The 13,539-nt window shown below is 50.1% G+C and carries 13 protein-coding genes and 1 tRNA gene; 10 read left to right on the top strand and 4 right to left on the bottom strand.

Annotated elements, in window-relative coordinates:
• Positions 1–13 precede the first annotated feature (13 nt).
• From IX84_RS10305 to IX84_RS10295, 3 genes are read right to left on the bottom strand one after another with little or no spacing between them, the layout of a single operon-like run.
• Complete coding sequence (locus tag IX84_RS10305; RefSeq protein ID WP_044219676.1) at positions 14–361, bottom strand: STAS domain-containing protein; 348 nt, start codon at positions 359–361, stop codon at positions 14–16.
• A gap of 17 nt (positions 362–378) precedes the next feature.
• The gene (locus IX84_RS10300) at positions 379–879 is read right to left on the bottom strand and encodes a Fur family transcriptional regulator (RefSeq protein WP_044219674.1); all 501 of its coding nucleotides are present in this window, start codon (positions 877–879) and stop codon (positions 379–381) included.
• A gap of 19 nt (positions 880–898) precedes the next feature.
• Complete coding sequence (locus tag IX84_RS10295) at positions 899–3,133, bottom strand: RelA/SpoT family protein (protein WP_044219671.1); 2,235 nt, start codon at positions 3,131–3,133, stop codon at positions 899–901.
• A gap of 518 nt (positions 3,134–3,651) precedes the next feature.
• On the opposite strand from IX84_RS10295, the gene IX84_RS10290 reads away from it, so the two are divergent.
• The 5 genes from IX84_RS10290 (at position 3,652) to IX84_RS10270 (ending at position 8,409) form a co-directional block, all read left to right on the top strand.
• Positions 3,652–3,733, top strand: a tRNA-Leu gene (locus IX84_RS10290).
• Positions 3,734–4,069: 336 nt separating this feature from the next.
• Positions 4,070–5,482 carry a trigger factor gene (gene tig / locus IX84_RS10285; protein WP_044219669.1) on the top strand — a complete coding sequence of 471 codons (1,413 nt, stop codon included), beginning with the start codon at positions 4,070–4,072 and terminating at the stop codon, positions 5,480–5,482.
• Positions 5,483–5,662: 180 nt separating this feature from the next.
• Positions 5,663–6,385 carry a ClpP family protease gene (locus tag IX84_RS10280; RefSeq protein ID WP_044219666.1) on the top strand — a complete coding sequence of 241 codons (723 nt, stop codon included), beginning with the start codon at positions 5,663–5,665 and terminating at the stop codon, positions 6,383–6,385.
• Between the two features lie 100 nt (positions 6,386–6,485).
• Positions 6,486–7,745, top strand: a complete 1,260-nt coding sequence (gene clpX / locus IX84_RS10275; protein ID WP_044219662.1) for an ATP-dependent Clp protease ATP-binding subunit ClpX — start codon at positions 6,486–6,488, stop codon at positions 7,743–7,745.
• Positions 7,746–7,824: 79 nt separating this feature from the next.
• On the top strand, positions 7,825–8,409 hold the full coding sequence (locus IX84_RS10270; RefSeq protein ID WP_044219660.1) for a CopD family protein: 585 nt from the start codon (positions 7,825–7,827) through the stop codon (positions 8,407–8,409).
• 46 nt (positions 8,410–8,455) lie between these two features.
• Here the strand turns inward: IX84_RS10270 and IX84_RS10265 are convergent, their stop codons facing one another.
• A complete protein-coding gene (locus IX84_RS10265; RefSeq protein ID WP_044219658.1) occupies positions 8,456–9,058 on the bottom strand; it encodes a hypothetical protein in 603 nt (200 codons plus the stop codon).
• 272 nt (positions 9,059–9,330) lie between these two features.
• Here IX84_RS10265 and IX84_RS10260 point away from each other — a divergent pair, with 272 nt between their 5' ends.
• The 5 genes from IX84_RS10260 to IX84_RS10240 all read left to right on the top strand — a co-directional run bounded on the left by IX84_RS10260 (position 9,331) and on the right by IX84_RS10240 (position 13,533).
• Positions 9,331–10,263 carry a ribose-phosphate pyrophosphokinase gene (locus tag IX84_RS10260; protein WP_044219805.1) on the top strand — a complete coding sequence of 311 codons (933 nt, stop codon included), beginning with the start codon at positions 9,331–9,333 and terminating at the stop codon, positions 10,261–10,263.
• Between the two features lie 159 nt (positions 10,264–10,422).
• Positions 10,423–11,055 carry a 50S ribosomal protein L25 gene (locus IX84_RS10255; protein WP_044219801.1) on the top strand — a complete coding sequence of 211 codons (633 nt, stop codon included), beginning with the start codon at positions 10,423–10,425 and terminating at the stop codon, positions 11,053–11,055.
• A gap of 84 nt (positions 11,056–11,139) precedes the next feature.
• Positions 11,140–11,919 carry an amidohydrolase gene (locus IX84_RS10250; RefSeq protein WP_044219799.1) on the top strand — a complete coding sequence of 260 codons (780 nt, stop codon included), beginning with the start codon at positions 11,140–11,142 and terminating at the stop codon, positions 11,917–11,919.
• A 143-nt stretch (positions 11,920–12,062) separates the two neighbouring features.
• The gene (locus IX84_RS30910) at positions 12,063–12,743 is read left to right on the top strand and encodes a C40 family peptidase (protein ID WP_052515918.1); all 681 of its coding nucleotides are present in this window, start codon (positions 12,063–12,065) and stop codon (positions 12,741–12,743) included.
• Positions 12,744–12,960: 217 nt separating this feature from the next.
• Positions 12,961–13,533 (top strand): adenylate kinase, encoded by a 573-nt coding sequence (locus IX84_RS10240; protein WP_044219794.1) that lies wholly within the window; start codon positions 12,961–12,963, stop codon positions 13,531–13,533.
• Positions 13,534–13,539: the final 6 nt, after the last annotated feature.

Here is a 13,539-nt window from a genome sequence, read left to right as displayed (position 1 = left end):
GGCAGAGAACGATTTAGTTTTGCTGTACTTTTTGCAATGCCTGCTCAACGGAAGTACTCATAACAAACATAGGTGTAAGCTTAGTCATATCCAGCAAGCTCTTCACCTTTTCGGAGACATTAGCTACAACCAGACCTCCGCCACTTTCCGTAGACCGGGCCCGCATCGTAAGGAGGAAATTGAGCCCTACGCTATTCATGTATTCTACGGCAGCAAGGTCTACCACAAAGGATGCATACCCCTCGCGCAGCTTGTGCTCTACAGCCTTGATGATCTCGCGGTTGGCGTGCTCGCTCAGCAAATCCTTAATTTGGAGTACCTGTATGCCGTCTTTTTCGGCAAGAGAGTAGTTTAAGTTCATGGGTGCAGTGATATTTCTTACGGTTTAGCCGCCTCAGCGTCCGCATTTACGGCAGCAGTCCGGGGGCAGGCACCATCGCACTGCCCGTAGAGGTTGAGAGAGTGGTGGGTGATATTAAACTTTAATAACTCTCCCATCATACTCTTGATTTGCTGAATACGCGGATCGCAAAACTCAAGGACCTTACCACAATCAACGCAGATCAGGTGATCGTGTTGTTTGTAGCCGTAAGACTTCTCGTACTGCGCCAGGTTTTTACCAAACTGATGCTTCTTCACCAGGTCACAATTTACCAGCAATTCCAAGGTGTTGTAAACTGTTGCCCGGCTCACCCGGTAGTTTTGGTTTTTCATGTGGATGTAGAGCGCTTCGGCATCGAAGTGGTCTGTACGCTTATAGATTTCTTCCAAAATCGCAAAGCGCTCCGGGGTCTTCCGGAAGTTGTTCTTCTCAAGGTGGGAGGCAAAAATATTTTTAACCTCTTTGATGATTTCCTCTTGTGTTCTGCCCGCACTCATATCCAGATACTTGTTAAAATTAATCTACCCTAGTAACAGTAGAGATGTTATCTAAGTTCTTGAGGCCCTGAATAGCCATATACAGCTGGTCTGTATTTTTTACCAGCAGACTGATCTGACCGGTGAAGTAGCCTTCGTTCCCTTCGATGCTAAAGGAACGGATATTGAGCCCCAAATTGGTGGAAATACTGTGGGTAAGCCGCTCAATCACACCCGGCCCATCGTCAATACCCGTGATTTTCAGATTGACCACAAAGGTGGAATTGGTGGTAGACACCCACTCGGCCTTCATGACCCGATAGCCGTAGTGTGCGATCAAATTGGTCGCATTCGGGCAATTTGAACGATGAATCTTCAATCCGGCATTAGCCGTCAGGTAGGCAAAGATGGCATCGCCCTGCACCGGGTTACAGCAACTGGCGAAAGAGTAATCAAAGCGCTCCGCCGGTTCTCCGTTGATCAGCAGGCGCGGCTTATCCGTAATTTTCTGGCGGCGGCGCTTGGGCACATCTTCCGGTGCACGTTCGGCTTCCACCGGTTCTTCCGGGCGCTCCACCAAATGGCGGGAGCCATCGTTATAAACATCAACCTGATGGGTTTTCAAAATATCATTAACATTCAGCTCGCCAGTCGCTATAGCAAAATAAAGGTCTACGTGCGAGGTGGTATCATAATATTTGACAAGCTGCTCCACAGACTCTTCATAGTCCACCTTCAGCGGTTTCAACTTGCGCTCCAGCGCTTCCCGGCCGACCTCTCCCTGTCGGCGGCGCTCCTCTTTCATGGCGGAGCGGATTTTAGCGCGGGCTTTCCCGGTTGTCACCATTTTCAGCCAGTCCTCTGTAGGGTGCTGTTTCTTATTGGTGATGACCTCCAATTGGTCCCCGTTGCGCAATTCGTAGCCCATGGGCACAATGCGGTTGTTCACCCGTACTGCCTGGCAGTGGTAGCCCACATCAGAATGAATGCCAAAGGCAAAGTCGAGTGCAGTAGCACCTTTCGGCAAAATGCGCATATCGCCTTTGGGCGTGTAAACAAATACCTCCTCGTTGAAGAGGTTATTGGATTTAAAGTCGCCCAAAAATTCAACGGCATCCGTTTGCGGATCCTCCAGGATTTCCCGCACGCTATCCAGCCAGCGCTCATACAGGTCAGGATTTCTGGACACTCCCTTATACTTCCAGTGCGCAGCAAATCCACGCTCGGCGATCTCATCCATGCGTACCGAGCGGATCTGGACTTCCACAAAGCGGCCCTGTGGCCCGATAACGGTGGTATGTAAGGATTCGTAACCATTGGACTTGGGCGTAGTAATCCAATCTTTGAGCCGCTCAGGTATAGGCGTGTGCACATCCGTCACGATGCTGTAAATCTGCCAGCAGATCAGTCGTTCCTGCTCAATTGGCACGTCTACTATGATGCGGACTGCAAAGAGGTCATATATTTCCTCAAAAGGGACATTCTTATTCTTGATCTTATTCCAGATGGAATAAATGGACTTAGCACGCCCCACAATTTCGTAGGGGACGTCAAGGTCATTCAGCTTTTGGCGCAGCGGCTCAATAAAAGCAGAAATATAGGCTTCTCTTGAGCGCTTTGTTTCTGCCAGTTTTCGGGCGATCTCGCGGTAGTCGTCCGGGTCTGTAATTTTCATACAGAGGTCCAGATACTCCGTCTTGATATTGTAGAGCCCCAACCGGTGCGCCAGAGGAGCATAAACATAACTCGTCTCAGCTGCAATCTTGAGCTGCTTGTGGCGCGGCATAGCCCCGAGGGTACGCATGTTATGCAGGCGGTCAGCCATCTTGATGAGCACCACCCGCACATCATCCACCAGTGTGCTGAGCACTTTACGGAAGTTCTCTGCCTGGGGGCTCTCTGCATTATAGGCACTATCCAGCTTGGTGAGGCCATCCACGATTTTCGCAATACGGGCCCCAAATTGCTCCCGAATATCCTCCAGGGTCACCTCCGTATCCTCAACAACGTCGTGCAGAAGAGCGCAAATGATAGCAGTGGGCCCAAGCCCAATCTCATCAGCACAAATCTTGGCTACAGCGATAGGATGCAGGATGTAAGGTTCTCCCGACTTACGCCGCTGGGCAGCATGGGCCTGCACAGCTAGCTCATAGGCTGCCCGGATATTTACGCGGTCCTCTTCATACACATCTGACTTGATAGACCGGAGCAAATCGCGGTATGCACCCTGAATGAGCTGCCTTTCTTCATTATTTTCGATCAATACCTCTGCCATAATCTTGTGTGTCCTGCTGGATTAGTAATTTGTTAGTTCACGTGTACAGATTTGCTGATTGACTAAGTTACTTTAATAGAACGCACAGGCAATGCCTATCGTCCACTTTTAGTGCTGACTTTCACAAATATTTAATATTCAACGATATACAATGGAAAACGTTTCACCATCCCAGCCAATAAATCGTCTTTTATCATTGCAGTTGATTCAATTGGAGCATGCCGTTGCTGCTGCTTTAGGCTGAAAAGGTGGATAGGGTTGTTTTGGTAAGGAGCAATCACTGTAGTTACTGCTTCTGCAGCCTTTTTACAAATCTAATAAAAAGAATTTCGTTTCCAACATACTTTTCAGCCTGCCTGCACTCCCAGCTATAGACTCCCCCCTTTAGATATTATTTTTTACGCCTTAGGTAGCAGTTTCCGAACAAAAACCTTATCTTTGCCGCTCATTTAATGAGATGTGGCAACTCGCAGTCGCTAAACGTAGCATACATGCCTGTTGAGTGGTCAATCTTCCGAGCGGGTGTGGCGAAATTGGTAGACGCGCTAGACTTAGGATCTAGTGCTTAACGGCGTGGGGGTTCGAGTCCCTCCACCCGCACAAGGAAAAGAAAAGGCAAGTGGAGGGGCGAGAAGTCTATCCCGGTCTCACAAGACATAGGTCAGGATTACCGGGAAGTCCCTCCACCCGCACAAGGAAAAGAAAATTGCAGTGTGCATAGCCTGCAATCACCCAAATACTCAGCGAGCGTAAAATGCATGCCCACCCGGGCATGGGTCAGAGCGCCGACCGCGAAGGCTGCATGAGCACTTAGAGTTATGCAGCCTTTATTATACTTACCCGATAACCAAGCATTCAACTTTCACTTCGGGTTACGGGTTCTCGCAAAGCTCAGAGCCTGCACTTTAATATTGAATTCATCAAACGCCAAGCGTTATGCCAAAAGTCGAACACGAAAATATCGACAACCTGAACGCCGTACTCACGGTGACCCTCGAGAAAAGTGATTACGAGCCTAAGTTCAAAACAGAACTCAGCAAATATCGTAAGCAAGCCAACATGAAAGGCTTCCGGAAAGGGAAGACGCCTGCATCTGTTCTGAAAAAGATGTACGGTAAAGGCGTACTGGCAGATGTCATCAATGAAATGCTCCAGAAAGAGCTGTACGACTACCTGACCGATAACGATATCAAAATATTGGGACAGCCCCTGCCTTCGGCTGATCAGGAACCGCAGGACTTTGACCTGAAGACCCTTCAGGACTACGTTTTCAAATTTGACCTCGGCCTCGCACCGGATTTTGAAGTACAGGGTGCCGATGAGCACACGACTTTCGAAAAGATGGCCGTAGAGCCCGGCGAAGAGATGATAGACGAAGACCTGCAAGCCGCCCGCAAGCGCGCCGGCGAGCGCAAGGCCGTGGAAGACACTATACAGGACAACGACATGGTGAAACTGGAAGTGGCTGAGCTGGACGGCGATGCGCTTAAAGCAGATGGCATCACTTCTGAATTCAGCCTGCTTATCGGCAACAACACCAACGAAGACCTGAAGCAAGCCCTTAAGGAGAAAAAGCAGGGCGATAAGCTTAAGATTGACATCCTTAATATTGAGAATGGCCGGGACGAAGACTACGCCCGCAGATATTACCTCGACCTGGACGAGGAGGAGGATGCTGAAAAAGAATTCAATAATGAATTTGAAGCCACTATCACTGAGGTTACACGCATCGTTCCTGCTGAAATGGACCAGGAATTCTTCGATCAGACTTTCGGAGAAGGAGAAGTGACTTCTGAAGCCGAAGCCCGTGAGAAAATCCGCGAGCAGATCAAAGGCTTTTACAACGGTCAGGCAGAAGCGCTTATGTCCCGCGATATTCAGGAGAAACTGCTGGAGCTAAATCCTATGGAGTTCCCGGAAGCGTTCCTCAAGCGGTGGATGCAAGCCAACAACGAAGATGTTGACGAAGAGACGATAGAAAAAGAGTACGACAATTTCGAAAAGAACCTCCAGTGGTCGCTGATCCGCAATAAGCTGGTAGAGCAGTTTGAGATAGAGGTCAATAATGACGATATCGTAGAGGCCGCCCGCCGCCGCATCCGTCAGTATTTCGGAGGGCAATCTATGCCGGGCATGGAGCAGATCGTGGATAGCACCGCGCAGCGCATCCTTCAGGACCAAAAGCAGGTAGAGCAGCTGTACGAGGAAGTCCTCACCGACCGTACCTTCGAAGTCCTGATCGAGAAAGTCAATGTTGAAGAAAAGCCGGTAAGCCTTGAGGAGTTTGAAGGTGCCGTAAAAGCGGCACAGGCCTCTAATATCCCCGCTGTAGCGGAGGAAGAAGAGTAAGCAGGACCGGAGAAAAGGCTTGGATTACGCGCCGATTAAATATTTTCTGATATTTAAACGGTGGTGCTCCAAGTCTTTTTTTTATTTATTCAACCCCAGGGCACCAAAGTTGTTAATACAGTTGATATTCAAACCGCATCGGAGTTTTTGCTCCGGATAAGACCTTAAAGCAAAAAGCGCATGTTCCAAAAGAACGAATTCATGAAGTATGCTACCAAGCACCTAGGTATGAGTAGCATGCACCTCGAAAAATACATCGACCAAACCACTCCAATGGGTATGGGTGCAGGCCCTAATGTACAGGGTTTCACCACGGCTATCATCGATGAGCGCATCAAGAACGTTTTCCCAATGGACGTCTTCTCCCGCCTGATGATGGACCGTATCATTTTCATGGGTGTGCCCGTAAACGACTACGTTGCAAATGTTATTCAGGCACAGCTCCTTTTCTTGGAGTCTGATGACCCCAAGCGCGACGTGCAGATGTTCATCAACAGCCCGGGTGGCAGTGTAATTGCCGGACTAGGCATTTACGATACCATGCAGTATGTGGCTCCGGATGTGAATACAATCTGTACGGGCCTCGCTGCTTCTATGGGCGCTGTATTGCTTACAGCAGGAGAGACAGGTAAGCGTACCTGCCTCCGCCACAGCCGGGTCATGATCCATCAGCCACTGGGTGGCATGCAGGGTCAGGTCACTGATATGGAGATTTCCTACAAGCTGATCAAGGACCTGCAAAAGCAATTGTATGATATTCTTGCACAGCACACCGGCCAGCCTTACGAAAAAATCGAGGAAGACTGCGACCGCGACAACTGGATGACTGCAGAAATGGCTAAAGAGTACGGACTGATCGATGAGGTTCTGGACCGTAACAGCCCACGCAAAGAAAAAATATAAACAACCCTGACGGGCGGACCCTGCCGCAGAGTCCGCCCTGTCTCTTTTTGAGCGATTCAAGCCAGGCTGTTTTGGCCGGCAGTTTTATAAACAGCAGCGTATGCGAAAAAGCAAACAAAGCTACCGTTGTTCCTTCTGCGGAAGGGACAAGTCTGAAGCACTTATTCTCATTGCCGGTATTGACGGGCACATCTGTGAGGTTTGTGTTGAACAGGCAGGGGAAATCATTGAAGAAGAACTCTACGGTGGCAAACGCAAGGAAGAAGAAGCACCACAGCAGGACTTTCTGTTGCCAGATAAAATCACGCCACAGGAAATCAAGGGGCATCTCGATGAATATGTCATCGGGCAGGACGAAGCCAAAAAGTTTCTTTCCGTAGCGGTTTATAACCACTACAAGCGCCTGCGGCAGCACCGCAATGATGATATTGAGATCGAAAAGTCCAACATCGTCTTTGTAGGTCAAACCGGCACAGGCAAAACCCTGCTGGCTAAAACCATTGCGAAGTTCCTGAATGTACCCTTCTCCATAGTTGATGCTACCGTATTCACAGAAGCCGGCTACGTTGGGGAAGATGTGGAAAGCATTCTCAGCCGACTGCTACAGGTATGTGACTATGACGTGGCAGCCGCTGAAAAGGGCATTGTATACATTGACGAGATCGATAAGGTAGCACGCAAAAGCGACAACCCTTCTATCACACGCGATGTCTCCGGTGAAGGCGTGCAGCAAGCTATGCTGAAGATGCTGGAAGGCACTGATGTCAATGTCCCGCCACAGGGGGGGCGCAAGCACCCGGAACAAAAGCTGGTCAAAATCAATACGAGCAATATCCTCTTCATTTGCGGAGGTGCTTTTGACGGTATTGAGAAGGTAATCGCCCGCCGGGTGAATACCCACGTCATCGGCTTTAAAAACAAAGAAGCTTCTACTGATGCGGTTGACCGGACCAAGCTCCTGCAGTACATTAGTCATCAGGATCTCCGCACCTTTGGGCTGATCCCTGAACTACTGGGGCGTTTGCCGGTACTGGCCTATCTGGAGCCTTTGGATATCGAAGCGCTCAAGCAAATTCTGGTGGAGCCACGCAATGCCCTCATCAAGCAATACCAAAAACTGTTTGATCTGGAAGGTATCAAGCTGGAGTTTTCAGAGGATGCGATTGAGTTTATTGCCGAAAAAGCGCTGGATTTCAATCTTGGTGCGCGCGGCCTGCGGTCTATCTGCGAGGCTGTGATGACAGATGCGATGTTCGAACTGCCTTCCCGGCAGGATGTCGACCGGTTTGAAATCACAAAAGCATACGCAGAGGAAAAGCTCAGCCGCTCTAAAATCAGCAAGCAACTAAAGGCTGCCTAAAAAAAACAGCCGATACTATAAAAGTTAATGAAGGGCGCTGCGTGCAAGCAGGGCCCTTCTTCATTCCAAAAAGCAGGTCATGGCCAACGCACTTTTTTTCTTCAAAGCTTTACATGTGGTGGGGTTTGTTTCCTGGTTTGCCGGGCTGTTTTACCTGGGCCGTATTTTTGTATACGATGAGGAAGCATCCGGCAAGGCAGAACCGGAACGCAGCACGCTCAAACAACAATTCAACCTCATGGAATGGCGGGTCTACCGCATCATTTGCAATCCGGCCATGATGATCACCTGGACGGCCGGGCTGATTATGGTGGGGCTGGGCCTGTTTTCACCGCTTGTCCCCAACTACCTTACCTCCGGCACCCCCGGATGGATGCACCTCAAGCTGCTGCTCCTGGTACTGATGACCATTTACCACCTCTGGAATAAACGTATTATCCGGCGGATGGAAGCCGGGGAGCGCCCCTTCTCTTCCTGGCAGTACAGGCTACTGAACGAAATGCCTACTTTATTTCTGATTTCCATTTCCTACATCGCCGTCTATGGTAAGGCAGGTACCCTGAATTACCTCTACCTTGTCGGTGGGATCATCGTTTTTGTGGGTCTGATTTTTTTGGGAGCACGGGCTTACAAAAAGGCCAGGGAGAAAGTTCAGAGAAGTTAGCAAACACCCGTGACTTCCGCAGCTGCCTCGCTCAGGGCACTACGGGTTACCGGCCCAGGCCATGCTCTTCGTGCGGATAGCCTTTGTCTTCGAGTGGCTCCACTACCAGTACACGGCCCTCTTCTATCACATCCACCACCCGAACGGAGGAGCCCCTGCGGAGTTCCATCCCGGCAGTCATCGCCTCAATTTCGTAAGGAGCACCTTTAACATTTAGATGGACTTTGCCAAACCCATTCCGGTGGGAAGGCACGGTATACAATACTCTCCCGGTAGACTGCACCAGGCCTTGCGGGTTAGCAACTACAGGTCGGGGAGCCAAACGGAGCAGCATCAGGGTGACAGCCTTAGCCATAGCTGCCGCAATCAGCCCCGCCAAAGCACCACCTGCGATGACATAGTGTTGTGCCAGGCTGGTGTAAGAAATGAGCAAGCCCACCCAGCCAAAAAAGGTAAGGAAAGTAAGAATAGTCCGGGGGTTGAAAACCCGGGACAAACGTGCTGAGGCTTCGGCTTCCGTTTCCGGGTCCAACAGGCTCATGGCAATCAGGATGATCAGCAGTAGTGTGCCTGCCACAGCAACGAGCCATAAGCTCTGCTGTAGTACCGAAAGGGCTTCCCACCAATTGGAGAAAAATAATCCGGGCATAGGCCGTAAGATTTTGCCGGGCATTTTCAAATAAACGATACCCGGTATACAATATTAACAAGACCTGCTGTACTGTACACTTCCCTTCGACCAAGCCCGCCTGATTTTCGGCGAAAGCCGTGCCCTCCTCATAGCATGAGCGCCTTCCACAAGCATTTATCCTGGGACAGGTGTAGCCTCTGCCTTAAATCCTCTGCCTGATCTATGAAATACTACCTCAGAAGTTTTACCTTTGCCAAAGGCATAACCCACGACAAATGATCAAAGGCCCAATGGTAGAAGTTAAACTCTTCTCAGGTACGACATCCGCGTATTTATCCAAAAGCATTGCCGACCACTACGGGCATCCGCTGGGTGATATCAATGTCCACCGTTTCAGCGATGGAGAAATGCAGCCCGTTATCAATGAGTCCGTACGTGGCGCATATGTGTTTTTCATACAGTCCACTTATCCTCCTACAGAGAACCTGATGGAGCTGTTGCTCATGGTTGATGCAGCCAAGCGGGCTTCTGCCGGTTACATCACGGCTGTCATCCCCTACTTTGGGTATGCACGTCAGGACCGGAAAGACAAACCCCGTGTGCCTATTTCTGCCAAACTCATTGCCAACCTCCTCCACACCGCAGGCGCCAATCGTATCATGACGATGGACCTCCACGCGGATCAGATTCAGGGCTTTTTTGATATTCCGGTGGACCACCTCAAGAGTGAAGCCATTTATATCCCCTATTTTCAACAACAAGACCTCAGCAATACCATTTTTGCGTCTCCTGATGTAGGTGGCGTAAAGCGGGCACGCACCTATGCCAAGCACTTCCGCCGCCCTCTTGTGATTTGCGACAAATACCGTAAGCAGGCCAACGAGGTTTCGGAAATGACCGTGATTGGCGATGTCGAAGGCGCAGATGTCATTTTGGTGGATGACCTCGTCGATACCGCAGGTACCCTTTGCCGGGCTGCTGCCATTCTGGTAGAAAAAGGCGCAAGGAGTGTACGGGCCATGTGTACTCACCCTGTGCTTTCGGGGCAAGCTTATGAGAAGATCGAAAACTCCCATTTAGAAGAGCTGCTGGTATGCGATACCATACCGCTGAAGCAGGACTCCGAGAAAATTAAAGTCCTCAGCACGGCCAAGCTTTTCTCCCGGGCTATTCGTAATACCCACGAACATCGCTCTATTTCTGCCCTTTTTGTGGGAGATTGAGGCCTTTACATTCCGGTAAGACCTTTTCGCTCAACTTTTTAGCCAGCCAATTTTTTCTTTTTGGCCGGGAATACCTATCTTTGCGTGCCTTTTCAGGGCTAAATGTGTATTGAGTACACGATTCATTGGAATACAGAAAAAGACAAAGTCTATAAAATCATGGAAACGATAGCTTTTACAGGACAGCCGCGCACCGATATGGGCAAGCGAAGCACAAAAGCACTGCGCAAGGAAGGTCACATTCCATGCGTTGCGTACGGAAGTGAGGATCTGATCCACTTCTCCGTTAACCCTATTGACGTTAAGGATTTGATTTATACACCGGACTTCAAAATCGCGGAGGTTTCTGTTGACGGCAAATCTTTCAAGGCTATCGTCAAGGATATTCAGTTCCACCCGGTGACCGATGAGATACAGCACCTGGACTTCCTGCAGCTTGAGGAAGGCCGTGCGGTAAAGGTGGAAGTACCGATCCGTTTCAAAGGCACTTCTCCTGGTGTCAAAAATGGTGGTAAGCTGATTCAGCGCCTGCGCCGTCTCAAGATCAAGACCAAGCCGGAAAACATGGTGACCGAGATGCGTGTCGATATCTCCAAACTTGAGCTGAACCAGTCTATCCGTGTACGCGACGTAGACCAGAAGCTGGAGACCATCGAAATCCTGAATTCTCCTGGTGTACCTATCGCAAGTGTTGAGACACCACGTGCCCTTCGTTCTGCTGCATCTGCTGCTGCTAAAGCAGGAGCTGCACCTGTAGCAGATGAAGAAGCGGAAGAAGCTACTGAAGAGTAATTATTGCCGTCTGGTTACCCGGACGCATTATAACAAAAGAGGTGTAAGCATCGTGCTTTACACCTCTTTTTGTATTATGGCGCTATGAAAGAGCAATTAACCGTTTCACTACTACAGACCGAGCTGGCATGGGAAGACCCTTCCGCCAACTTCGGGTACCTGGACAGGATGCTGCAGCGGCTTCAGCCCGGGCAGACGAATCTGCTGATCCTCCCGGAAATGTTCACTACTGGTTTTTCCATGAATGCCCCCTGCCTGGCAGAGCCTACTAAAGGGCGGGCTTATCAATGGATGGCCGAAAAGGCGGCTCACCTTCAGGCCGTGGTCACAGGCAGTATTATTGCCGAAGTAAACGGGCAGTATTACAACCGTTTGCTTTGGGTACGCCCGGATGGCACCTTTTCTCACTACGACAAACGGCATTTGTTTACGCTGGCCGGAGAAGAAAAGGTCTATCAGCCCGGGCAAACCCACTTGCTGACCGAGCTTAAAGGCTGGACCATTATGCCACTGATCTGCTATGATCTCCGGTTTCCGGTTTGGAGCCGCAATACTATGGGCTATGACCTGCTGATTTATGTAGCCAACTGGCCTAGTAAAAGACGTAACGCATGGAAGAGCCTGCTCGTCGCACGAGCTATCGAAAACCAAGCCTACACCATCGGTGTTAACCGGGTGGGAGAAGACGGCAATGGCTTCCCACATGCCGGCGACACTTCCATACTGGACTACGCCGGTGACCCGCTGCTGCAGGCCGCTGATGTCGAAAGTGTTTTTACCGTATCGCTGGACCCCGAAAAGCAGGACGAATTCCGACGCAAACTACGTTTTCTGGATGACCGGGACACCTTCGAATTAAGGTGAGCAGCAAGCCGCCACCCTTTACGGCAGGAAGAGTTTAACCTTTCATTTAAAGGCGGAGAGAAAATGAAAAAGACCGCCCGACGTTGAATTCAGGAGTACATCCAAATTTTATCTATAGACAAGATTTTACAACGCAAGCAACAATGTATCAATTGCTCCCCCGATTTACGCAGCCTGTACTGGCACTAGCCCTCATGCTCCTAATCAGCTCCTGCGGCCTGTTCACCACCAAGTACAACTACAATACTTCCCGGGGCGGGTCGCCTGCTCAGGAACGCCCTCTTTACGAAGAAGAAAACACGCCTCCCGAAGACAGCCGCCCCTCCCGTGAGGACGAAGAGGACCGCGACACCGAATTTGTCTTTGAAGAGGAAGATGACCCGGAGCCCCCTCTTGATGAACCTGCTGAGGACCCTGACCTCCCGGAAACAGAAGAGGCGCTATTGCGGAAAGAGGCTGTCGACTATGCCAAGACCTTTCTCGGCACCAAGTATAAACTGGGCGGCACCTCGCCAAAGAGTGGCTTTGACTGCTCGGGTTTTACCTCCTATGTCATGAAGCAGGTAGACATTGCCCTGTCGCGCACCTCTCAGGCACAGGAAAATAACGGCAAAAAAGTACGCCTGAAAAACGTACAGCCCGGTGATCTGATATTTTACCGCCGTACCCCTCTGGGCAAAGTCTTCCATGTATCTATGGTCGTCGCCAATAAAGAAGATGGGATTTACGTCATTCACAGTACCTCCCGGGGCGTGGTCATTGATAATGTCACCAAATCGAGTTACTGGTCACCAAAAATTTCCTCTGCCCGGAGTGTTTTTTAGGTAATGCCTGGGCAGAACTGCTTGTACGAAATCCAAGGGTAAGGCCATATGAAAGTCAAAGCCCTTTGAATGAAGTCACTCCTCCTAAGTTTCTTAGCATTTTCGTATTTTGCCCGTTGCGATTCCGGCAGTGTGAAACTGCCATTTTATCAAAACAAACATGCCTTTCGGCAAGCTTCAGCTCCCAAAAGGCAAAAAACCAAAAATGTTACTACACATGATCAATCTGATACTCTTTGGCCCTCCGGGCTCAGGCAAAGGGACACAGGCTTCTAAACTGGTTGAAAAGTATAGCCTGCTGCATATCTCCACAGGTGACCTTTTCCGCTACGAAATGGGCAATGACACCCCGCTCGGCAAAGAAGCCAAAAGCTATATCGAGAAAGGTGAACTCGTGCCAGATAGCGTAACGGTAGGCATGCTGCGCAACAAAGTGGAAGCGAACCCCGATGTAGCCGGCTATATCTTCGATGGCTTTCCACGCACCACGCCACAAGCGGAAGCGCTGGACGAGCTGCTGAGCGAAAAAGATGACGCAGTTTCCTCCCTCATCATGCTGGATGTTCCTGATGAAGAACTGGTTAAACGCCTGTTGGAGCGGGGCAAAACCTCCGGGCGTAAAGACGATGCCGATGAAAGCATTATCCGCAACCGCATTGAGGTCTACAAAAGCGAGACCACCCCGGTATTCGACTACTACGCTGCAAAGGGCAAGGCAGTCAAAGTGCACGGCGTAGGCAGCATAGAGGAAATCTTCGGTCGTTTGTGCGCGGAGATTGACAAGCTGTAAAATGTC

The organism is Phaeodactylibacter xiamenensis, from assembly GCF_000759025.1.
Classification (GTDB): domain Bacteria; phylum Bacteroidota; class Bacteroidia; order Chitinophagales; family Saprospiraceae; genus Phaeodactylibacter; species Phaeodactylibacter xiamenensis.
This window is presented reverse-complemented; position numbering and strand designations above follow the sequence as displayed.

Coding starts and splice junctions, on each gene's coding strand:
- IX84_RS10305 (WP_044219676.1), bottom strand. CDS start 361: ATGAACTTAAACTACTCTCTTGCCGAAAAAGACGGCATACAGGTACTC.
- IX84_RS10260 (WP_044219805.1), top strand. CDS start 9,331: ATGGTAGAAGTTAAACTCTTCTCAGGTACGACATCCGCGTATTTATCC.
- IX84_RS10240 (WP_044219794.1), top strand. CDS start 12,961: ATGATCAATCTGATACTCTTTGGCCCTCCGGGCTCAGGCAAAGGGACA.
- tig (WP_044219669.1), top strand. CDS start 4,070: ATGCCAAAAGTCGAACACGAAAATATCGACAACCTGAACGCCGTACTC.
- IX84_RS10255 (WP_044219801.1), top strand. CDS start 10,423: ATGGAAACGATAGCTTTTACAGGACAGCCGCGCACCGATATGGGCAAG.
- IX84_RS10250 (WP_044219799.1), top strand. CDS start 11,140: ATGAAAGAGCAATTAACCGTTTCACTACTACAGACCGAGCTGGCATGG.
- IX84_RS10265 (WP_044219658.1), bottom strand. CDS start 9,058: ATGCCCGGATTATTTTTCTCCAATTGGTGGGAAGCCCTTTCGGTACTA.
- IX84_RS30910 (WP_052515918.1), top strand. CDS start 12,063: ATGTATCAATTGCTCCCCCGATTTACGCAGCCTGTACTGGCACTAGCC.
- IX84_RS10300 (WP_044219674.1), bottom strand. CDS start 879: ATGAGTGCGGGCAGAACACAAGAGGAAATCATCAAAGAGGTTAAAAAT.
- clpX (WP_044219662.1), top strand. CDS start 6,486: ATGCGAAAAAGCAAACAAAGCTACCGTTGTTCCTTCTGCGGAAGGGAC.
- IX84_RS10270 (WP_044219660.1), top strand. CDS start 7,825: ATGGCCAACGCACTTTTTTTCTTCAAAGCTTTACATGTGGTGGGGTTT.
- IX84_RS10295 (WP_044219671.1), bottom strand. CDS start 3,133: ATGGCAGAGGTATTGATCGAAAATAATGAAGAAAGGCAGCTCATTCAG.
- IX84_RS10280 (WP_044219666.1), top strand. CDS start 5,663: ATGTTCCAAAAGAACGAATTCATGAAGTATGCTACCAAGCACCTAGGT.